At 55.9% G+C, this 19306-nt stretch carries 19 protein-coding genes; 8 read left to right on the top strand and 11 right to left on the bottom strand.

Translation table 11 applies throughout. From position 1 onward, the window contains the following. Positions 1-102: 102 nt before the first annotated feature. On the top strand, positions 103-1494 hold the full coding sequence (locus Y71_RS15580; RefSeq protein WP_035886115.1) for an L-cystine transporter: 1392 nt from the start codon (positions 103-105) through the stop codon (positions 1492-1494). 44 nt (positions 1495-1538) lie between these two features. Here Y71_RS15580 and Y71_RS15585 read toward each other — a convergent pair whose 3' ends face one another. Further along, on the bottom strand, positions 1539-2384 hold the full coding sequence (locus tag Y71_RS15585) for a type 1 glutamine amidotransferase domain-containing protein (RefSeq protein WP_007374628.1): 846 nt from the start codon (positions 2382-2384) through the stop codon (positions 1539-1541). 99 nt (positions 2385-2483) lie between these two features. Here Y71_RS15585 and Y71_RS15590 point away from each other — a divergent pair, with 99 nt between their 5' ends. Continuing rightward, the gene (locus Y71_RS15590) at positions 2484-3401 is read left to right on the top strand and encodes a LysR family transcriptional regulator (RefSeq protein ID WP_007374627.1); all 918 of its coding nucleotides are present in this window, start codon (positions 2484-2486) and stop codon (positions 3399-3401) included. 8 nt (positions 3402-3409) lie between these two features. Here Y71_RS15590 and cedA read toward each other — a convergent pair whose 3' ends face one another. Beyond that, positions 3410-3652 carry a cell division activator CedA gene (cedA, locus tag Y71_RS15595; protein WP_007374626.1) on the bottom strand — a complete coding sequence of 81 codons (243 nt, stop codon included), beginning with the start codon at positions 3650-3652 and terminating at the stop codon, positions 3410-3412. 209 nt (positions 3653-3861) lie between these two features. Between cedA and katE the strand changes: the two genes are divergently transcribed. Beyond that, positions 3862-6114 carry a catalase HPII gene (gene katE, locus Y71_RS15600; RefSeq protein ID WP_007374625.1) on the top strand — a complete coding sequence of 751 codons (2253 nt, stop codon included), beginning with the start codon at positions 3862-3864 and terminating at the stop codon, positions 6112-6114. A 53-nt stretch (positions 6115-6167) separates the two neighbouring features. Here the strand turns inward: katE and osmE are convergent, their stop codons facing one another. Further along, a complete protein-coding gene (gene osmE, locus Y71_RS15605) occupies positions 6168-6506 on the bottom strand; it encodes an osmotically-inducible lipoprotein OsmE (RefSeq protein ID WP_007374624.1) in 339 nt (112 codons plus the stop codon). Positions 6507-6761: 255 nt separating this feature from the next. On the opposite strand from osmE, the gene nadE reads away from it, so the two are divergent. Then, positions 6762-7589, top strand: coding sequence for an NAD(+) synthase (nadE, locus tag Y71_RS15610; RefSeq protein ID WP_007374623.1), 828 nt, complete (start codon positions 6762-6764; stop codon positions 7587-7589). A 193-nt stretch (positions 7590-7782) separates the two neighbouring features. Continuing rightward, positions 7783-8646: an excinuclease Cho gene (gene cho / locus Y71_RS15615; protein ID WP_007374621.1), complete on the top strand. Its 864-nt coding sequence runs from the start codon at positions 7783-7785 to the stop codon at positions 8644-8646. Here cho and ves read toward each other — a convergent pair. From ves to astC, 7 genes are all read right to left on the bottom strand, one after another. After that, complete coding sequence (gene ves, locus Y71_RS15620) at positions 8643-9200, bottom strand: environmental stress-induced protein Ves (RefSeq protein ID WP_007374620.1); 558 nt, start codon at positions 9198-9200, stop codon at positions 8643-8645. The genes cho and ves overlap by 4 nt on opposite strands. Positions 9201-9500: 300 nt before the next feature. Beyond that, complete coding sequence (gene spy / locus Y71_RS15625) at positions 9501-9983, bottom strand: ATP-independent periplasmic protein-refolding chaperone Spy (RefSeq protein ID WP_007374618.1); 483 nt, start codon at positions 9981-9983, stop codon at positions 9501-9503. Positions 9984-10299: 316 nt separating this feature from the next. Next, positions 10300-11265, bottom strand: coding sequence for a succinylglutamate desuccinylase (astE, locus tag Y71_RS15630; protein WP_007374617.1), 966 nt, complete (start codon positions 11263-11265; stop codon positions 10300-10302). 11 nt (positions 11266-11276) lie between these two features. Further along, positions 11277-12602, bottom strand: coding sequence for an N-succinylarginine dihydrolase (astB, locus tag Y71_RS15635; RefSeq protein WP_007374616.1), 1326 nt, complete (start codon positions 12600-12602; stop codon positions 11277-11279). After that, positions 12599-14077 carry a succinylglutamate-semialdehyde dehydrogenase gene (gene astD, locus Y71_RS15640; protein ID WP_007374615.1) on the bottom strand — a complete coding sequence of 493 codons (1479 nt, stop codon included), beginning with the start codon at positions 14075-14077 and terminating at the stop codon, positions 12599-12601. Before astD ends, astB begins: the two co-directional genes overlap by 4 nt. Further along, positions 14074-15108 (bottom strand): arginine N-succinyltransferase, encoded by a 1035-nt coding sequence (astA, locus tag Y71_RS15645; protein WP_007374614.1) that lies wholly within the window; start codon positions 15106-15108, stop codon positions 14074-14076. The genes astD and astA overlap by 4 nt, the downstream gene beginning before the upstream one ends. Next, the gene (astC, locus tag Y71_RS15650; protein WP_007374613.1) at positions 15105-16325 is read right to left on the bottom strand and encodes a succinylornithine/acetylornithine transaminase; all 1221 of its coding nucleotides are present in this window, start codon (positions 16323-16325) and stop codon (positions 15105-15107) included. Before astC ends, astA begins: the two co-directional genes overlap by 4 nt. Before the next feature lie 434 nt (positions 16326-16759). Here astC and xthA point away from each other — a divergent pair, with 434 nt between their 5' ends. Genes xthA through Y71_RS15665 form a run of 3 tightly spaced genes read left to right on the top strand, consistent with a single transcriptional unit; the run spans position 16760 to position 18834 of the window. Continuing rightward, positions 16760-17566: an exodeoxyribonuclease III gene (gene xthA / locus Y71_RS15655; protein WP_007374611.1), complete on the top strand. Its 807-nt coding sequence runs from the start codon at positions 16760-16762 to the stop codon at positions 17564-17566. 4 nt (positions 17567-17570) lie between these two features. Then, complete coding sequence (locus Y71_RS15660) at positions 17571-18440, top strand: sulfurtransferase (protein ID WP_007374610.1); 870 nt, start codon at positions 17571-17573, stop codon at positions 18438-18440. Next, entirely contained in the window at positions 18418-18834 is a 417-nt protein-coding gene (locus Y71_RS15665) for a pyrimidine (deoxy)nucleoside triphosphate diphosphatase (RefSeq protein ID WP_007374609.1), read from the top strand. The genes Y71_RS15660 and Y71_RS15665 overlap by 23 nt, the downstream gene beginning before the upstream one ends. Here Y71_RS15665 and Y71_RS15670 read toward each other — a convergent pair. Continuing rightward, positions 18800-19084: a DUF1496 domain-containing protein gene (locus Y71_RS15670; RefSeq protein WP_007374608.1), complete on the bottom strand. Its 285-nt coding sequence runs from the start codon at positions 19082-19084 to the stop codon at positions 18800-18802. The genes Y71_RS15665 and Y71_RS15670 overlap by 35 nt on opposite strands. Between the last annotated feature and the right edge of the window lie 222 nt (positions 19085-19306).

Below are 19306 nucleotides of genomic sequence, written 5' to 3' on the forward strand. Positions count from 1 at the left end.
AACATTCCATTTGGATATAAGGCCACCCCGGCACTTCTGCTAACCTTGCGCCACTGGATTAACCGGCAAGGTTGACCGAATAATGAAATCAGGAGAACGGGGATGAATCTTCCATTAATCGCGAACGTCGTTGTGTTCGTGGCATTGCTGTTTTTGCTGGCGCAGGCCCGCCACAAACAGTGGAGCCTGGCCAAAAAAGTGCTGGTCGGCTTAGGGCTTGGCGTGGTCTTCGGCCTGGCGCTACAGGCTATCTATGGTGCTGACAGCCCGGTACTGAAAGCCTCTATCCAGTGGTTTAACGTGGTTGGAAACGGCTATGTTCAACTGCTGCAAATGATCGTAATGCCGCTGGTATTCGCCTCTATTTTAAGCGCCGTCGCGCGCCTGCATAACGCCTCCCAGTTGGGTAAAATCAGCTTCTTAACCATCGGCACACTGCTGTTTACTACGCTGATTGCCGCACTGGTCGGGGTGCTGGTGACTAACCTGTTTGGCCTGACCGCCGAAGGACTGGTGCAGGGAACAGCGGAAACGGCGCGTCTGAATGCCATCCAGAGCAATTATGTCGGTAAAGTGGCCGATCTGACCGTACCGCAACTGCTGCTCTCTTTCGTGCCGAAAAACCCGTTTGCCGATCTGACCGGCGCGAATCCGACCTCGATCATCAGCATCGTAATTTTTGCCGCTTTCCTCGGCGTCGCCGCGCTGAAATTGCTGAAAGATGACGCACCGAAAGGCCAGCGCGTGCTGACCGCTATCGACACGCTGCAAAGCTGGGTGATGAAACTGGTGCGTCTGGTGATGCAACTTACGCCGTATGGTGTGCTGGCGCTGATGACCAAAGTCGTGGCGGGCTCCAACATTCAGGACATCATCAAACTGGGCAGCTTTGTTATCGCCTCCTATCTTGGCCTCGGCATTATGTTTGTCGTGCACGGACTGCTGCTGGGCGTTAACGGCGTCAGCCCGCTGAAATTCTTCCGCAAAGTATGGCCGGTGCTGACCTTTGCCTTCACCAGCCGTTCCAGCGCGGCGTCAATTCCGCTGAACGTCGAAGCGCAAACCCGCCGTCTGGGCGTGCCGGAATCGATCGCCAGCTTCTCGGCCTCTTTCGGTGCAACGATTGGTCAGAATGGCTGTGCGGGTCTCTATCCGGCAATGCTGGCTGTCATGGTGGCGCCCACCGTCGGCATTAACCCGCTGGATCCGTTGTGGATTGCCACGCTGGTCGGGATTGTCACCGTCAGCTCCGCCGGTGTCGCGGGTGTCGGCGGCGGCGCAACATTTGCCGCGCTGATTGTACTGCCAGCCATGGGCCTGCCGGTCACGCTGGTTGCGCTGCTGATCTCCGTTGAACCGCTGATTGATATGGGTCGTACCGCGCTGAATGTGAGTGGTTCCATGACCGCCGGGACGCTGACCAGCCAGTGGCTGAAGCAAACCGACAAAGCTATTCTGGAGAGCGAAGACGACGCCGAACTGGCGCATCGTTAAGCCAAAGACGACAAGGCGGGGAATCTCCCCGCCTTTTTTATATCTCATCGCTTTTTGCTATCCAGCGCAGCAATCAACGTTTTTGCCAGCGCATGATCCGAGAAAGGGTTTTGCCCGGTAATCAGCTCCCGGTCCGTCACGACATTGGCCTGCCAGGCGTTGGCAAATGCCATCTTGCCTCCTGCTTGCGCCATCGCCTGCGCCGGGTAATAACGCAACTTAGCCCCTTTCAACGACGTTTCAAAGGCCTGTTCTTCGGCATCGGAAAAAATCGTCATCTTATAGCCCGCATAAATCCAGTTTTTCGCCGCCGCTGGCGCGCCCGCAATCAGCCCCTGCTCAAACGTCTGCGGCTGCTCCTGCGCCGCCAGCAGTGCAATCGGCCCATGACAGATAGCCGCCGTCGGTTTACCGCTGCGGTGGAACTGACGCAGCAGCGCACCAACATCCGCATTCCCCGGCAGATCGATCAATGGGGCGTGCCCGCCAGGAATAAAGATCCCCGCATAACTCTCCGTTCCCTGCGCCAGAACCTGTTTAAGCGATTTAACGTTGCCTTCGGCAGTCAGTGTGTCCACAACGCTCTTAATGCGCTGCATTTCTTGCGGGTTATTAGCGAAATACATCGGGTCGATCGAGTGCTCATCCGGTAGCGGCTTATTGCCTTTGGGGGTGACAATCGTCAGCGAATATCCGGCCTTGAGCAACGCATCGGCGGGCACACCAAATTCATTAAGGTAAAAGCCGGAAGCATAACTTTTCCCCTCTTGCAGCGGCAGCGCGGTCTCGCTGGAGAGCAGCACCAGTACATTGCCTTTCGATGCGGCATAGGTGGTCACGCTGGTAGCCAGCGCAATAACAGCAAGCAAACCCTGTAGCAGTTTTTTCATGGTTGGTCCCCAATAGATTAACAGTACGAGAAATGTACTGGTTCACTTGCTGTAAATAAATTAACCTGAAAGAACTTTATTGATTACACCAGAGAATAAATGTCACGGTCATTCGAGTCGGTACAACTGGGCAGTATCGAGCTTTTCTGCAAGGCAGCAGAGAGCGGTAGTTTCACTGCGGCGGCAGAAGCACTGGGGATCACGCCAGCCTCGGTTAGCCGGACGATTAGTCGGCTGGAAACACGGCTTGGCGTCAGGTTGTTTAATCGCACCACCCGCAGCGTAAAATTGACCAGCGATGGCGAATTGTATCGCGCTCAGTGCCAGCAGGCGCTGGATCAGATTGCCGAAGCAGAACGCGCACTAACCGGACAACAGCGCCGCCCGCAAGGCGTACTGCGGGTCAGCGTCGGAACGGTGTACGGGCATCACCGCATCGTACCGTTGCTACCGGCGTTTATGGCGGCATACCCGGATATCGAGGTCGAACTTAACATTTCGAACCGCAATATAGATTTTATTGAGGACGGCTATGATCTGGCCATTCGGATGGGAGAACCGAAAGACTCCCGCGTCGTGGCACGCAAGCTGGAAGATGCCAGCGTCGGCGTCTTTGCATCGCCAGCGTATCTGGCAAATCACACGCGCCCGCAGACGCTGGATGCCCTGCGCCAGCACGATTTAATCCAGTTTATTTTACCCAGCACGGGCCGCCCGGTGGCGTGGATTTTCCGCAACGCGCAGGGTGAAAACCAGGATTTCAGTTTCACCAGTCGCCGCAGGGTCCACGAAGATGTGCTGGCGGGTGTGGGCTGGGCGATGGCGGGCGGCGGACTCTTTCAGATCTACCATTTTGTGGCGGCACAGGCAGTGGCGGAAGGACGGCTGGAAGAAGTGATGCAGGAGATGGCTGGCCGTTCGCGTCCGTTCTATCTTCTTTACCCGCAAAACCGGCATCTTTCAGCCAGGGTCAGAGCGTTTGCCGATTATCTTGTCACCGCGCTCCGCCAGCCGTAGCGCCAGAATTACTCTTCGTCGAGTTCGTCCTGCTGGCGCATCTGCGTCGCCCATCGTTGGGCCGCTTCCGGGACGCTGAAAACCGGCGAACGGTGAAAATTTTCCCCCATCAGCACGAAAGCGACATATTTACCGCGCAGCAGCCAGACATCGCGATACCCGTCCACTTTTTCGGCATGATCGGGCGGAGCGGGTTCAACCCGCGGGACATAGCTGATAACGACTCGGTTTTGTTGGCGAAGAGTTTTCATAAGCGATGCATTCACTAAAGACAAAATCTACAGACATGAAAGACCTATCATAGCCGATTGTTACCCCGCCCGTCGCCTCTGGCGCACTTTTCTCCGCTTTTTCATCGAACCGCCATCTGGCGGGCAGCAACAGGACAATGTTCTATAGTTAGAGGGGTTTTGCCATAACAACGACCATTTTTCAGTAATGAAAACAGGAGACGAGTTCAATGTCGCAACAGAAAAAAGACCCCCAACATGCCCCGGTACATGATGCCAACGAATCCCGCCCCGGGCTGGATTCCCTCGCGCCAGAAGACAATTCTCACCGCCCTTCCCCGAAGCCCACTGCGCCTGGTGAACAGCCAACCGCGCCGGGGAGCCTGAAAGCGCCGGATACGTCCAACGACAAACTGAACGCGCTTGAGCCTTTCCGTAAGGGCAGTGAGAATTTTCCACTTACCACCAATCAAGGGGTGCGCATCGCCGACGATCAAAACTCCCTGCGCGCCGGAACCCGTGGCCCCACTCTGCTGGAAGATTTCATTCTGCGGGAGAAGATTACCCATTTTGACCATGAACGCATTCCGGAACGGATCGTGCACGCGCGTGGTTCAGCGGCGCACGGCTATTTTCAGCCCTATCGCAGCCTGAGCGATATCACCAAAGCCGATTTCCTCTCCGATCCAGAGAAAATCACGCCGGTTTTTGTCCGCTTCTCCACAGTGCAGGGCGGTGCCGGTTCGGCAGATACCGTGCGCGACATCCGTGGTTTTGCCACCAAGTTTTATACCGAAGAGGGCATTTTTGATCTGGTGGGCAACAACACGCCGATCTTTTTTATTCAGGATGCGCATAAATTCCCGGATTTTGTTCATGCCGTAAAACCGGAACCGCACTGGGCAATCCCGCAGGGGCAAAGCGCCCATGACACCTTCTGGGATTACGTCTCTTTGCAACCGGAGACGCTGCACAACGTGATGTGGGCGATGTCGGATCGCGGCATTCCGCGCAGCTATCGCACCATGGAAGGCTTCGGCATTCATACCTTCCGGCTGATTAACGCCGAAGGCAAAGCGACCTTTGTGCGCTTCCACTGGAAACCACTGGCGGGCAAGGCGTCTCTGGTGTGGGATGAGGCGCAAAAACTGACCGGACGCGATCCGGACTTCCATCGTCGCGAGTTGTGGGAAGCCATTGAAGCGGGCGACTACCCGGAATATGAACTGGGGCTGCAACTGATCCCTGAAGAAGACGAGTTCAAATTTGATTTTGACCTGCTGGATCCGACCAAACTGATCCCGGAAGAACTGGTGCCAGTGCAACGCGTGGGCAAGATGGTGCTCAACCGGAACCCGGATAATTTCTTTACCGAAAACGAGCAGGCCGCGTTCCATCCGGGGCATATCGTTCCGGGACTGGACTTCACCAACGATCCCCTCTTGCAGGGGCGGTTGTTCTCCTACACCGATACGCAAATCAGCCGTCTCGGCGGGCCAAACTTCCATGAAATCCCGATAAATCGCCCTACCTGCCCGTATCACAATTTCCAGCGTGACGGCATGCACCGCATGGATATTGATACCAATCCGGCCAATTATGAACCGAATTCGATCAACGATAACTGGCCGCGAGAAACACCGCCGGGGCCGAAACGCGGCGGGTTTGAAACGTATCAGGAGCGCGTTGAGGGCCATAAAATCCGCGAGCGCAGCGCCTCTTTTGCCGAGTATTATGCCCATCCACGGCTTTTCTGGCTTAGCCAGACGCCTTTTGAGCAGCGCCATATCATCGACGCATTCAGCTTTGAACTGAGTAAAGTGGCGCGCGCCTATATTCGCGAACGCGTTGTTGATCAACTGGCGCATATCGACGTTCATCTGGCGCAGGGCGTTGCCGAAAACCTCGGGATTACGCTCAGCGATGAACAGCGCAATATCGCTCCGCCGCCGGACGTTAACGGCCTGAAAAAAGATCCGGCGCTAAGCCTGTATGCGGTTCCGGACGGCAGCGTCAAAGGCCGGGTAGTGGCTATCCTGCTGCATGATAACGTCAGCGCTGCCGATGTACTGAACGTGCTGCAAGGGCTTCAGGCAAAAGGCGTGCACAGCAAACTGCTGTATGCCCGCATGGGTGAAGTGACCGCTGATGACGGCTCCAGCCTGCCGGTGGCGGCAACATTTGCCGGATCACCTTCGCTGACAGTGGACGGTGTGATCGTCCCCGGTGGCGACGTGAGCGAGCTTTTACAAAATGGGGATGCGAAATACTACCTGCTGGAGGCGTATAAGCATCTGAAAACCATTGCGCTGCTGGGTGATGCGCGTCAGTTCAAAGCGCTGCTGGGCGTCGATGCGCAGGGGGAAGACGGTATTGTGGAAGCCGACTCAGCCTCATCGATACTGGTGGATGATTTCCTCACCCACCTTGCCGCGCACCGGGTGTGGTCACGAATAGGCAAGATTGACAGCATACCGGCATGAGATAAAAAAACCGGCCATCAGGCCGGTTTTTTTAATGCTCAGGCAAAAATAAATTACTGCTTAGTTTGCGGGTCGGTATCGTACTCGGCGCAAGTTTGATAACCGGAATTCATCACGTGGCCAGTTTCATCAAGTGCCACAAAGTAAGTTTCGGTTTTACCGTCACGTTGACCCAGAATATAGGTCTGGCAGGTACCGCGCGCGTGGATCATGGTGACTTCAGAAGAAGGACGACCTGCAATCTGCATCACCTGCTGGCGGCTCATGCCTTTTTTCACATCTTTCACAACCGGCTGCGTGACCTGATCTTTTGCGCGATCGTAGGCAGTACACCCTGCCAGCATGGTCAGTACAGCGGCGGTGCCCAGAATTCCTGCGATGTTCTTATTCATATTCCATCCTCTTTAGTATCCGCTTGTGTATCAGCGTGTTATCTAAGCCTGGAATATAAAAGTGCATTTTTCAACTATGGGTTGCCGATGGCATATCTTTCGGAAAAATCTAATGAAAGTGACATAAGCTGCTAAAACGCAGCAAATTGCGCCACTCAGATCTGTGATCCTTGTCGTTTTACCGCCAAAGGGTTAATTTGGCTCTATATTAGCTATTTGCAACCTGCCAGGCAGGATTACATAACGGAGGGGTAAATGACTCTGCAACAAGAGATTATTCAGGCGCTGGGCGTGAAGCCGAGCATCAACGCCGAAGAAGAAGTTCGCCGCAGCGTGGATTTTCTGAAAACCTATCTGAAGACGTTTCCCTTTATTAAATCGCTGGTGCTCGGCATCAGCGGCGGCCAGGATTCCACGCTGACCGGCAAAATCAGCCAGTTGGCTATCAGCGAACTGCGCGCGGAAACCGGCGATGAAGCGTATCAGTTTATCGCGGTGCGTCTGCCTTACGGCGCGCAGGCAGACGAGCAAGATTGCCAGGATGCCATTGGTTTTATCCAGCCGGATCGCGTATTGACCGTGAACATCAAAGGCGCAGTGCTGGCGAGCGAACAGGCGCTGCGTGATGCTGGCATCGAGCTGAGCGATTTTGTTCGCGGCAACGAGAAGGCCCGTGAACGTATGAAAGCACAGTACAGTATCGCTGGCATGACCAAAGGCGTGGTGGTCGGCACCGATCACGCTGCTGAAGCGGTAACCGGCTTCTTCACCAAATATGGCGATGGCGGCACCGACATCAACCCAATTTTCCGTCTGAATAAACGTCAGGGGAAACAACTGTTGGCGTATCTGGGCTGCCCGGAACATCTCTACAAGAAAGCGCCAACGGCGGATCTGGAAGACGATCGCCCATCGCTGCCTGATGAAGCTGCGCTGGGTGTTACCTACGAAAATATCGATGATTATCTGGAAGGCAAAACGCTGGATGCCGGTATCGCCAAAATCATCGAAGGCTGGTATCTGAAAACCGAACACAAACGCCGCCCGCCGATCACCGTTTTCGATGACTTCTGGAAAAAATAATTTCTGAAATTCATCATGATCTTATCAGGCCTGCCCGCCGGGCCTGATAAGCGTCGCGCCCTCTGTGTCCATCCCCTGCTCCCTGATATTGTCGCGGCTTTCCCGGCCTGCCCACATCATCGCCTGTTTGCCACTTTTTTAGCCTGTCGTTAGTTGTTATACTGGATGGGTAAACAGTATCAGGAGTTTCTGAGTGGCAAGGCGTCAATCCGCCCCGCGTCTCGAATTCGACGCAGCGGCAATTTATGAATACCCCGAACATTTGCGCCAGTGGCTGGAGGCCATGCCAAAGCACCCTGGCGTCTATATTTTTCATGGCGAAAGCGAGGCGATGCCGCTGTATATCGGCAAAAGCGTCAATATCCGCAGCCGGGTGCTGTCACATATGCGCACCCCGGATGAAGCCTCAATGCTGCGCCAGTCCAGGCGTATCAGTTGGATCTGCACCGCCGGAGAGTTGGGTGCGTTGCTGCTGGAAGCCCGGCTGATCAAAGAGCAGCAGCCGCTGTTTAATAAACGCCTGCGCCGCAATCGCCAGCTCTGCTCGCTACTGCTCGGTGGCGAGAAACCGCAGGTGGTCTATGCGCGCGAAGTGGATTTTTCCGCCACGCCGGAGCTCCACGGGCTGTTCGCCAACCGCCGCGCCGCGTTACAGGCGCTGCAATCCATCGCCGATGACGAAAAGCTCTGTTACGGTCTGCTGGGGCTGGAGTCGGTCACGCGAGGTCGTCCCTGCTTCCGCTCAGCGCTGCAACGCTGCGCCGGAGCATGCTGCGGCAGAGAACCGCGCGAAGCGCACGATGCGCGTTTCGCGGCGGCGATGGCGCGTATGAAGCTGGTATGCTGGCCCTGGCAAGGGCCGGTCGGATTGAAAGAGAGTTTCGGCGCGATGACGCAATACCACGTCATTCACAACTGGCTGTGGCTGGGTTCGGTTAACACGCTGAGTGAGGCCACCGCGTTGCTACGCACGCCAGCCGGTTTCGACCATGATGGTTACAAAATACTCTGTAAACCTTTGCTCAGCGGCGAGCATGAAATCATCGATCTGGATTAATGCCCGGGCAGCCAGCTGATTTCACTGAACAGCAACTGCCCTTCTGGCTTCAACAACCGCAGCGTGTGCCGCCCTTCCTGCCAGCAAGCGCCCTGATCGGCGGTTAACAGTTTATCTCCCAGTTGCCACGCGCCACTAAGAATAAACACCACGCCGCCACGCGTCCCGAAGGTGGTAAACGTGCGATCGGCAATGCGCACTTTTGCCTGGCAACGGTCACGGCGCGTCAGGATATTGAAATCCATCGACATTTTCCCTTCCGACAGTTCCACTTTCACAGACTGTTCACCGGCAAAGGTAAAAGGCTGATGGTGTTTCAGGGTGTGGCGGAAAACGCTACCGCCATCCAGCGTCACTTCACCGCCTTCCAGCAGGGTTATCACCCGATCGACGCCGGGGAACTGAGGAAATTCACCGTTACTTGCCAGTGAAGCAATACTGGCGCGCCAGTTAAAATCGCGAGTGGCGGGCGGAAAACAGCAAATCTCCCGGGTCTCGCCCGCACCATTACGCCAGAGATTCACCGGCATTTTGCGAATATCAAAGAATTCCATCATCACTCCTGAAGGGCGCGGTTATGCAATCCGCGCCGCTGCTTCAGCAGGCAGCTTGTTATTGTTTATTGTCGTTGTCGGATTATCGGCAGCAGCAACAATTTGCCTTAGGCCACAGCGTAACCAGACATGTAAAAAAATATAAATTTCAGATAAGTAACGCACCCGAGAAGAGGGGCTTCACGAGAATACCGTGCCACGCGCGGCTGGCAAGAGGGAAGGAAAGAAAAACCGCCGATTCTGCCCATCACGTACTGCATGCAATGGGCAAAACCGGCGGTTTTGATAGGGGGTGCTGAATTACTCAGCAGGTGCAGGAGGCATTTTACCTTCCGCTGCCGGACGTTCTGTCAGACGCTTCTCAAAATTCGCATTGAACTGCTTTTTCTGCTCCGGCGTCAGGATGTTGTAAATTTTGTTCTGCGTTTCCATATGTCTCAGCATGCCAGCTTTATGCTGTTCTTCCATTTTCGCGATCTGTGCTTCCGCTTTCGCTTTGTCGAAGCTGTCGCTGGTGATGATGTCATGCATTGCACGCATCTCTTCAACCCGCGGACGTTTCATCTCATCACGCTGGCTTTTCATAATTTCGTGGATCTGCTGTTTCTGTGCATCGGTCAGATTCAGGTCTCTGAACATCATATCGTGCGGACCTTTACCCTTGTGGTGCATCATCATCGGCTTACCGTCAGCAGGTGCAGCCGTTGTATCGTCGGCGTGCGCCAGGCCAGCAGCGCCAAAAGCCAGGGTAGAGGCAACAAACAGAGCAGTCAATTTACGCATAATTTTATTCCTTACTTCGGTTTTACTTACGGCGATTGCCGTGTTGACGCTATTTACTTTACCGTCTTTATCGTCAATTAATCAGAGCGACAGTAAAACAATGAAAGTGTAAATACTCTTTTTACGTCAAATGTGAGGGAAATAAGGATAAACAGTGGAGAGTTGAAAATTAAATAATCAATACATTGATTAATAAGGAATTATGAAGAGTATAAAGTAACGCTGATTAATAATAAACCCAGCAACCAGGATTTTTCCGTAATTTATTTAAAAAGCCACCAAAAAAAATAAGCCCTGTGGTAACAGGGCCGAGGTATTAGTTTATTTTTTCCAGCATTAATCCGGCGCGCAAACCTACAGCAACACCAGGATTCGGAAATAGCACATACTCTTCATCATGCTGCACAACGTAGCGTTCACCGCGATCTTCCGCCAGCAGCGTCCCGGCGCTGAAAGGCGTAAAGTTCAGCGTTTCTGCTGACATATACAGTTTGAACGCCTCACTGTGTCGCGTCAGTTGCTGCACAACCCGGTAACGTACCGGCGTACTCTGCTTGTCCGGCGCAGGTTCACCGGCCAGCAATGCTGCCAGCGCCCATGCGGTACGCTGAAACTGGCTGAGATCGTTCTCGCCAAACGGCAGCGCTTTACCCAGCTCCAGCGTACAGGCCAGCGCCTCAAATTGCGCACACGTGAAGTGGGTAAACGTGCCGCCCGGCGCCTGATGGAACACCAGTGCTTCCAGGCCCGCAGAGCCCAGCCACTCCAGAAACAGTTCATCCCACGGCTGCGCACGCTGCGGCAGCACGCCGAAACGCACATGATGCGATCCGCGAATCGCCGTATGCAGATCGAGGTGCCAGCGCTCCTCATCGCCACCGGCAAAAAAGTGGGTGACCGCACGTTCAAGCTGCGCGGCACGCACCGTTTCATCGCTGGGCGGGAGTTGTTGCCAGCGTCCATCAAACATGCGGTTCAAATCGCTATGCAGAAAACGCTTTCCTTCCCTCAGCGCCTGCGGGTTGCCAAGGATGACCAACAACCGCCAGGTAAGCGGCTGCGTGCCGGAAAACATATTTTTCAGCAGGATGTCCAGCATCTCCACCGGCGCGGTTTCATTGCCATGAATGGCGCAGGAGAGCACCAGCGAACGCCCGGTAGGGTGCGGCGGTACCAGTTCAAGGATCCCTTGCTCGTGCCACAACCAGTGAATACCGCCCGACTCCCCTGACATTTTACGCGGGATGTCACCCGATAACGTGGTGGCAAGAAAGTTATCCATACAACCTCCGGTTAACGCTGGAAGGGATAAACAGAACCGAGGTTCAGCAACTGCGTGAGTCTGTCCAGCGCTTCCCGCCCTTCCCGCAACAGTTGCGGATCGGCAAGATCTGCCTGTGTCAGACGGTCGCGATAGTGGCGATCAACCCAGTCATTGAGCGTGGCGAACAACGTATCGTTCATCATCACCGCCGGATTTACCGCCTGCTGTTCCGCCCCGGTTAACACTACGCGCAAGCGCAGGCACGCCGGGCCGCCGCCGTTTGCCATACTCTCGCGCAGATCGAACACCTTCAGCTCAGCGATCGGGTTATCCTGCGCCAGCAACTGGTTCAGATAACGCCAGACGCCTTCATGCTCCCGCGACTCCTGCGGCAACACCAGCACCATGCGACCATCTTCATGGCTCAGTAGCTGGCTATTGAACAGGTAAGTCGACACCGCATCGGCAACCGATACCGCCTGCTGCGGCACTTCGATCGCCATAAAACCCGGCACGCGACGGCGTAACTCCGCCAGCAGTTGCGCTTGATCGGCAAAGGCGTGCTCGTGGCAAAACAGTAACTGGCGATTGGAAACAGCAATAACATCATTATGGAACACGCCCTGATCAATGACCTGGGAATTTTGCCTGGCATACACCACCTGCGAAGGGCGAACCTGGTTGAGACGCGCCACCGCCTGGCTGGCTTCCAGCGTCTGACGAGCCGGATAGCGTGTCGGTGCAAGCGTGCTGCCCTCTTCGCGCCCATAGACAAAAAGCTGGACGCCCGGATCGCCATAGTCGCCACCAAAGCGGTTGTGGTTAGCGGCACCTTCATCGCCCAGCATTGCCACTTGCGGTAGCGCCGAATGCACGCTGAATGTCTCTTCATCGCGGAAAATCGCCCGCAGCAGCGCTTCAGTGGTCGGCGCTTCGATCGCGCGATGGAATTTATTGTTGAGATTCGCCACCGTCAGATGGACTTTGCCATCCGCGGAATCCGCCGACGGGCAAACCGTGGCGGCATTGGCAACCCACATCGCCGATGCCGAACTGGCGGAAGAGAGGATTTGCGGCGCCTGCGCTGCGGCTTTTTCGACCACCTGCTCATCGCTGCCGCTAAATCCCAACTGGCGCAACACCGGCACATTGGGGCGCTCATGCGGTGGGATCACCGCCTGCGGGAAACCGGCATCGGCCAGCGCCTTCATTTTCAGTAGCCCCTGCTTCGCTGCCAGCTTAGGGTTGGAGACCTGGAAACGGTGCCGGGTCGAGGCTTCATTGCCGAATGACAACCCGGCATAGTGGTGCGTCAGGCCGACCAGCCCATCAAAGTTCACTTCATGCGCTTTCATGGTTGTTCCTCGCGGGAAAAATCGAGACCCGGGCTGAGCGTTTGCGGCAGGGTCAGATCGGCAGATTCAAGGCTCGCCATAGGCCATGCGCAGTAATCCGCCGCATACCAGGCGCTGGCGCGATGGTTACCGGAAGCGCCCACACCGCCGAATGGTGCGGTACTGGCCGCGCCCGTCAGTGGTTTGTTCCAGTTAACAATCCCGGCGCGCGCTTCCAGCAACAGCCGATCAAACTTCTCGCGCTGCGGGGAAATCAGCCCACAGGAGAGCCCGTAACGGGTATTGTTCGCCAGCGCGATGGCTTCATCGAAATCGTCATAACGCCAGACGCACAGCAGCGGGCCAAACACCTCTTCATCCGGCACGTCGGCCACTCCGGTCATCTCAATAATGCCCGGCGTCAGCAGTGAAGTGCCTTCTTCCAGCAGACGTGGCGCCAGCAAGGTTTTGCCGCCGCGCGCTTCATGCTCCTGCCACGCGTGCAGCACATGCTGCGCGGCCTGCGCGGAGATCAAACCGCCCAGGAACGGCTGCGGTTCTGCATTCCATGCCTGCGGCGTGAGACGTGCGCTCACCTCCACCAGCCGCGCAAGGAAAGCATCGCCCTCTGCTGAGCGTTTCACCAGCAAACGTCGTGCGCAGGTACAGCGCTGTCCGGCGGTAATAAAAGCGGACTGGATAGCCAGATGTACGGCGGCATCAATATCCTGAATATCTTCGACGATCAGCGGGTTATTGCCGCCCATTTCCAGCGCGAGGATCTTCTCCGGCTGACCCGCCAACTGGCGATGCAATTGATAACCAGTATTGGCGCTACCGGTGAACAGCAAACCGTCCAGCCCCGGCAACGCACTCAGCGCCTGCCCGGTTTCGCGTCCGCCCTGCACTAAATTGAGCACCCCGGCGGGCAGACCAGCCTGCTCCCACAGTTTAACCACCGCTTCGCCGCTCCACGGCGTCAGTTCGCTCGGTTTGAACAGCAGCGTGTTGCCCGCCAGCAGCGCCGGAATAATATGGCCGTTCGGCAAGTGGCCTGGAAAATTATAGGGCCCGAAAACGGCGAGAACGCCATGCGGACGGTGGCGCAACGTTGCTACGCCGTCGGCCATTTCCGTGTGCTGTTCGCCGGTTCGCGTGTGATAAGCCTTCACGGAAATGGTGGCTTTATTGATCATCGCCGTTACTTCGGTCGCTGCTTCCCAGCGCGGTTTCCCGGTTTCACGGGCAATGATTTCCGCCAGCGCGGCTTTATTGGCTTCCAGCAGGCTGGCAAATTTTTCCACCACCGCCTGGCGCACGGAGAAAGGTTCGCGCGCCCATGCCGGAAAAGCGTTACGCGCAGCCCGATACGCCTCTTCGACCTGTGCGGCGCTGGCATCAAAACCGTGCCACAGCGCTTCATGGCTTACCGGATTACTTTTCACCCGACGCTCACCTTCACCGGTTACCCAGTCGCCATTGATCCATAAACTCATTGTGATTTCTCCTCGGCACACAGGCGAACCAGCCGCACGGTATCGCCCGGCTGACATTTCAACGCATCCAGTTCTGCGGCGCTTAACAGCAGCCGCTCCGTGTTGGGATCCGCTTTGATAAGCATGGCTCTAAATTGCTCGTATTGCTCATTCGCCACCATGCAGGTTGGCCACTCTCCCGGCGCGCGCTGCCCTTGCGCCACGGTAACCAGCCGGCTTTTGCGGATCGCCCGCACCCGGTCAACATCGCATTCCAGCGTCGGCCCGCCATCAAAAATGTCGACATAATTGCGGTAGCGAAAGCCCTCTTTCTCCAGCACCGCGCGTGCTGGCGCGGTCTGCGGATGCACCTCGCCAATAACCGCCTGCGCCTCGTCGGAGAGGAAGTGGGTATAAATAGGATGTTTGGGCATCAATTCGGCGATAAACGCTTTCTGCCCGGTCCCGCACAGATAATCAGCACGGCTGAATTCCATTGAGAAGAAACGTTTTCCCAGGCTCTCCCAGAACGGCGAGTAACCATGCTCGTCGATGACGCCGCGCATCTCCGCCACCACTTTTTCGTTAAAGCGATCGCGAAAGGCCGCCATAAACAGAAAGCGCGACTTCGACAGCAGATAGCCGTTGCCCTCTTTGCGCCAGGCCGGATCGAGAAACAGCGTGCACAGCTCGCTGCTGCCGGTGTGATCGTTACTGAGAAATAACGTTGGCAGCGCATTGTAGACATTCAACTCTTTCGACGCATGAACCTGAGTCCCCACGAGGTAGTTATACCAGGGATCGTTAAGCCCCACCGCCACTTCGATGGCGCAGATCCCGGCCACTTCACCGCTTTGCGTCTCTTCCAGCACAAAAACATAGCCCTGCTCGCCCTTCGGCAACTCCCCTTGCCACGTGCGGCGGGCACGCTCAATACGCGCGGCCAGCGTCGCTTCATCGGCTGGTAACGATGTCAGTCCACCGCCGGTTTTCCCGGCCAGCTTCATCAGCGCCGGTAGATCGCTTGCCGCGACAGGACGGATCACCATCATGATACGTTCTCCGCAAGGAATTTTTCACAGGCGCGGGTAAAGCGCGCAAGCCCGGTGCGAACCTCTTCTTCACTGATATTCAGCGCCGGAGCAAAGCGCACCACGTTGCCACCGGCAATCAGCACCATCACCCCTTCCGTTGCCGCCAGTTGCGAAATCTGTTTCGCTTTTCCGGCATGTTCCGCCACCAGTTGGCAGCCAATCAGCAGCCCGAGGCCGCGAATGTCACTGAACAGAGGATGGCGATCGTTGAACGCCGTCAGCTGCTCAACAAACCACTGGTGGCGCTGTTTCACACCGGTCAGTGTTTCCGGCGTATTGACGATATCCAGCACCGCACCAGCAACTGCGCCCGCCAGCGGATTACCGCCGTAGGTCGTGCCATGTGTACCCACATTCATCACTTTGCCGAAGGTTTCAGTGGTGAGCATCGCGCCAATCGGGAAACCGCCGCCCAATGCTTTCGCGGTGGTCAGTACATCCGGTGTCACACCATAGTGCATATAGGCATACAGTTCGCCGGTGCGGCCGACGCCGGTCTGCACTTCATCAAAAATCAGCACCGCGTTGTGACGGGTACAGAGATCGCGCAAGCCCTGTAAAAAGGCCTGACTGGCCGGGAGCACACCACCTTCCCCCTGCATTGGTTCAACAATGACCGCGCAGGTGTCGTCATTGATCAGTGCGCTGGCGGAAGCCAGATCGTTGTAAACCGCATGCTGGATCTGCGGCGGCAACGGCGCAAAATCCTGTGAGTAGGCCGGTTGCCCGCCAGCGCTGACGGTAAACAGCGTGCGGCCATGGAAAGCATTTTTGAAAGCCACAATGCCGCTTTTCTGCGGGCCGAAAGTGTCGTGGGCATATTTACGTGCCAGTTTCAGCGCCGCTTCATTCGCCTCCGCGCCGGAGTTACAGAAGAAAACGCGATCGGCAAACGTGGCATCCAGCAACCGTTTTGCCAGCTTCAGTACCGGCTCATTGGTATAGCCATTGCCGGTATGCCAGAACTTCGCCGCTTGCTCGCTCAGAGCCTTGCACAATGCGGGATGGGCGTGGCCCAGCGCGTTTACCGCAATCCCCCCGGCAAAATCGATGTACTCGTTGCCCTGTTGATCCCATAAACGCGACCCTTCCCCGCGAACCGGAATAAAAGGCGCTGGCGCGTAGACAGGCAACATCCATTGATCAAAATTTTCACGCGTAATTGACGTAGACATAGCGACCTCATCCGGTAAATAAAAAGTTGAATAAATGTTAATGAATATGAACATTCTCGCTGTAAATGTAGATTGCACAGTTCGTGCCAGCCAGCGATAAAAATGCATAAACGTCCTGGAGCAACGAAATATCAGCAACTTACAGCCTGTCGCTATTCACATAAAATGCATAAAAAGTGAATAAATGTATATCCAGGCGAGGTGATGGGCGATCGGAGGCGCGGGTTTATGCAATAAGAATATTTAATTCTGGAACTGTGATCATCAGCGAAATTAATCTTCACGCACTGCCCCATTTCGGCGCAGCGCGCACCAAACCAGGGCAACCGACGCGTTTTTTGCTCATCAGTAACAGCAATATCAATAAGTGGCGGTGGTTAAATGTAAATTCTGCTAACATCTGTGCATCTTTTTACTGCTAAGTGGCGGCGACTATGAAATTTGTCTCTTTTAATATCAACGGCCTGCGTGCCCGGCCTCATCAACTGGAAGCGCTTGTCGAGCAGCATCAGCCGGACGTAATCGGTCTGCAGGAGACAAAAGTCCATGACGATATGTTTCCGCTCGAAGAGGTGGCGCGACTGGGTTACAACGTCTTTTATCACGGGCAAAAAGGTCACTACGGCGTTGCGCTGTTGACCAAAGATACGCCGGTTTCCGTACGTCGCGGCTTTCCCAACGACGGCGAAGAGGCGCAGCGTCGCATTATCATGGCGGAAATCCCGTCGCCTCTCGGCAATATCACCGTGATTAATGGCTACTTTCCGCAGGGCGAAAGCCGCGACCATCCGCTGAAATTCCCGGCGAAAGAGAAGTTCTACCAGGATCTGCAAACCTTCCTCGAAACCGAGCTGAAAAAAGAGAACCCGGTACTGATCATGGGCGATATGAATATCAGCCCGACGGATCTGGACATCGGCATCGGCGAAGAGAACCGCAAGCGTTGGCTGCGCACCGGGAAATGCTCGTTCCTGCCGGAAGAGCGTGAATGGATGGAGCGCCTGAAGGGCTGGGGTCTGGTGGACACTTACCGCGAAGCAAACCCGGAAACCAACGATCGCTTCTCGTGGTTTGATTACCGCTCCAAAGGCTTTGATGACAACCGTGGCCTGCGCATCGATCTGTTGCTGGCGAGCCAGCCGCTGGCCGAGCGCTGCATCGAAACCGGGATTGATTACGACATTCGCAGCATGGAAAAACCGTCCGATCACGCGCCGGTATGGGCCAAATTTAAGGTCTGATGCCATGACGTCCGGCAATCCGTGGGTTACCGCGCAGTGGCTGGACGATTTACTGCAACACAATCCGCCAGCCGAAACATGGCGGCTGCTGGAAGTCGGCTATAACGCCGAGCCAACCTATCGCGCCGGGCACATTCCCGGCGCGCATTACATTGACACCCAACTTGTCGAAAGCCTGCCGCTGTGGAATGTGGTACCGCCCGAAATACTGCGCGCGGTGCTGTCCCGCTACGGTCTACGCAGCGATATGACTGTCATTCTCTACGGTCGCGGTAACTATGCGGCCGAGCGGCTGGCGCATATTCTGCTGTACGCGGGCGTTAACGATGTCCGTCTGCTGAATGGCGGCTGGCAGAGCTGGCAACGCGCAGGGCTGCGGCAAACGAGCGACCTGCCGCCCGCCATCACCGCGCAGGATTTCGGCGCGCCGTTCCCTGCACGGCCACACTTTTTACTTAACCTGGCGCAAACCCGGCAACGAATGGCGCAGCCAGAAACCGTGCTGGTCAGCGTACGCAGTTGGGATGAATTCAGCGGCGGCAGCAGCGGATATCACTATATTTCCACCGCTGGTGATATTCCCGGCGCGCGCTGGGGACACGCTGGCGGCAACAGCCAGTTTATTGCGGATTACCATCATCCGGATGGCACTGTACGCTCCCCGCAAGAGATTGCCGCATTGTGGCAGCAGCAAGGCATCACCGCCGATCAACAGGTGATTTTTTACTGCGGTACTGGCTGGCGTGCATCGCTGGCATTTTTGCTTGCCCGCGCGCTCGGCTGGCAGAGGATCGCCGTGTATGATGGCGGCTGGTTCGAGTGGAGCCAGCAGCAGAAAATGGAACAGACGGATGACAACCCTGAAAACAGTTGAGGTGGTCGCGGCGATCATCGAGCGCGATGGCAAAATTTTGCTGGCGCAGCGCCCGCCGCACGCAGATCAAGCCGGGCTATGGGAGTTTGCTGGCGGCAAGGTGGAAACCGGGGAAACGCAGCCGCAGGCGCTAACGCGTGAGCTGCGTGAGGAACTGGGCATTGATGCCCAGCCTGCTTGTTATGTCGCCAGCCACCAGCGGGAAGTGTCCGGGCGGATGATCCATCTGCATGCGTGGCATGTTGTTGCCTTTCATGGCGAGCCAACCCGCCACTATCACAGCGCCTTGCTGTGGTGCGAACCCGCTGACGCCCTGAAACAGGCATTGGCGCCAGCGGATATCCCGCTACTGGAAGCGTTTATGGCTTCACGCGACGCCAGACCAGCGGATTAGTGGAAATGGCGCGTTCATCGCGCTGGCACTGTAACAGCACGCCTTCGGCTTTCACCACCGCGCCTTCACTGTAATTTTGATTGCCATACACGCAGCACTGGATGCACGGCTGCGTGGTTTGCGTCTGCCCGCCGGAGCTAAAGACTTCCGGGGGGACATTCACTTCAATTCCCGGCGAGGGTAAACGTTCGGCCAGCGCGTTGCCCGCTGCTACCACCAGTAATGCTGCTATCCACGATAAACGGGCCATAACTCTTCCTTTCTGATTGACGCCACGTATTACTATAACGGATCTATTTCCCACAGCTTTAGTTTCCTCAATCATCGTTTTTCGTTATGACGCTGCGCAGATTATTAATTTGCCTGGTATGGGGCATTTTCCTTTGCGGCATGCACCATTACGGATGTTATAGTCCGAAAGTGCCCGTTTTTTGCGCACCACAATCACAACAACTTCACCTAAAAATAAGAG

Origin of the sequence: Kosakonia radicincitans DSM 16656 (assembly GCF_000280495.2) — a bacterium.
Classification (GTDB): domain Bacteria; phylum Pseudomonadota; class Gammaproteobacteria; order Enterobacterales; family Enterobacteriaceae; genus Kosakonia; species Kosakonia radicincitans.

Bases quoted from the DNA above. Each gene is read 5' to 3' on its own strand.
- astE (WP_007374617.1), bottom strand. From the start codon at position 11,265: ATGGATAACTTTCTTGCCACCACGTTATCGGGTGACATCCCGCGTAAA.
- osmE (WP_007374624.1), bottom strand. From the start codon at position 6,506: ATGAATAAGAACATCGCAGGAATTCTGGGCACCGCCGCTGTACTGACC.
- Y71_RS15670 (WP_007374608.1), bottom strand. From the start codon at position 19,084: ATGGCCCGTTTATCGTGGATAGCAGCATTACTGGTGGTAGCAGCGGGC.
- katE (WP_007374625.1), top strand. From the start codon at position 3,862: ATGTCGCAACAGAAAAAAGACCCCCAACATGCCCCGGTACATGATGCC.
- Y71_RS15590 (WP_007374627.1), top strand. From the start codon at position 2,484: ATGTCACGGTCATTCGAGTCGGTACAACTGGGCAGTATCGAGCTTTTC.
- xthA (WP_007374611.1), top strand. From the start codon at position 16,760: ATGAAATTTGTCTCTTTTAATATCAACGGCCTGCGTGCCCGGCCTCAT.
- astD (WP_007374615.1), bottom strand. From the start codon at position 14,077: ATGAGTTTATGGATCAATGGCGACTGGGTAACCGGTGAAGGTGAGCGT.
- astA (WP_007374614.1), bottom strand. From the start codon at position 15,108: ATGATGGTGATCCGTCCTGTCGCGGCAAGCGATCTACCGGCGCTGATG.
- nadE (WP_007374623.1), top strand. From the start codon at position 6,762: ATGACTCTGCAACAAGAGATTATTCAGGCGCTGGGCGTGAAGCCGAGC.
- spy (WP_007374618.1), bottom strand. From the start codon at position 9,983: ATGCGTAAATTGACTGCTCTGTTTGTTGCCTCTACCCTGGCTTTTGGC.
- Y71_RS15585 (WP_007374628.1), bottom strand. From the start codon at position 2,384: ATGAAAAAACTGCTACAGGGTTTGCTTGCTGTTATTGCGCTGGCTACC.
- Y71_RS15665 (WP_007374609.1), top strand. From the start codon at position 18,418: ATGACAACCCTGAAAACAGTTGAGGTGGTCGCGGCGATCATCGAGCGC.
- astB (WP_007374616.1), bottom strand. From the start codon at position 12,602: ATGAAAGCGCATGAAGTGAACTTTGATGGGCTGGTCGGCCTGACGCAC.
- Y71_RS15580 (WP_035886115.1), top strand. From the start codon at position 103: ATGAATCTTCCATTAATCGCGAACGTCGTTGTGTTCGTGGCATTGCTG.
- ves (WP_007374620.1), bottom strand. From the start codon at position 9,200: ATGGAATTCTTTGATATTCGCAAAATGCCGGTGAATCTCTGGCGTAAT.
- Y71_RS15660 (WP_007374610.1), top strand. From the start codon at position 17,571: ATGACGTCCGGCAATCCGTGGGTTACCGCGCAGTGGCTGGACGATTTA.
- cedA (WP_007374626.1), bottom strand. From the start codon at position 3,652: ATGAAAACTCTTCGCCAACAAAACCGAGTCGTTATCAGCTATGTCCCG.
- astC (WP_007374613.1), bottom strand. From the start codon at position 16,325: ATGTCTACGTCAATTACGCGTGAAAATTTTGATCAATGGATGTTGCCT.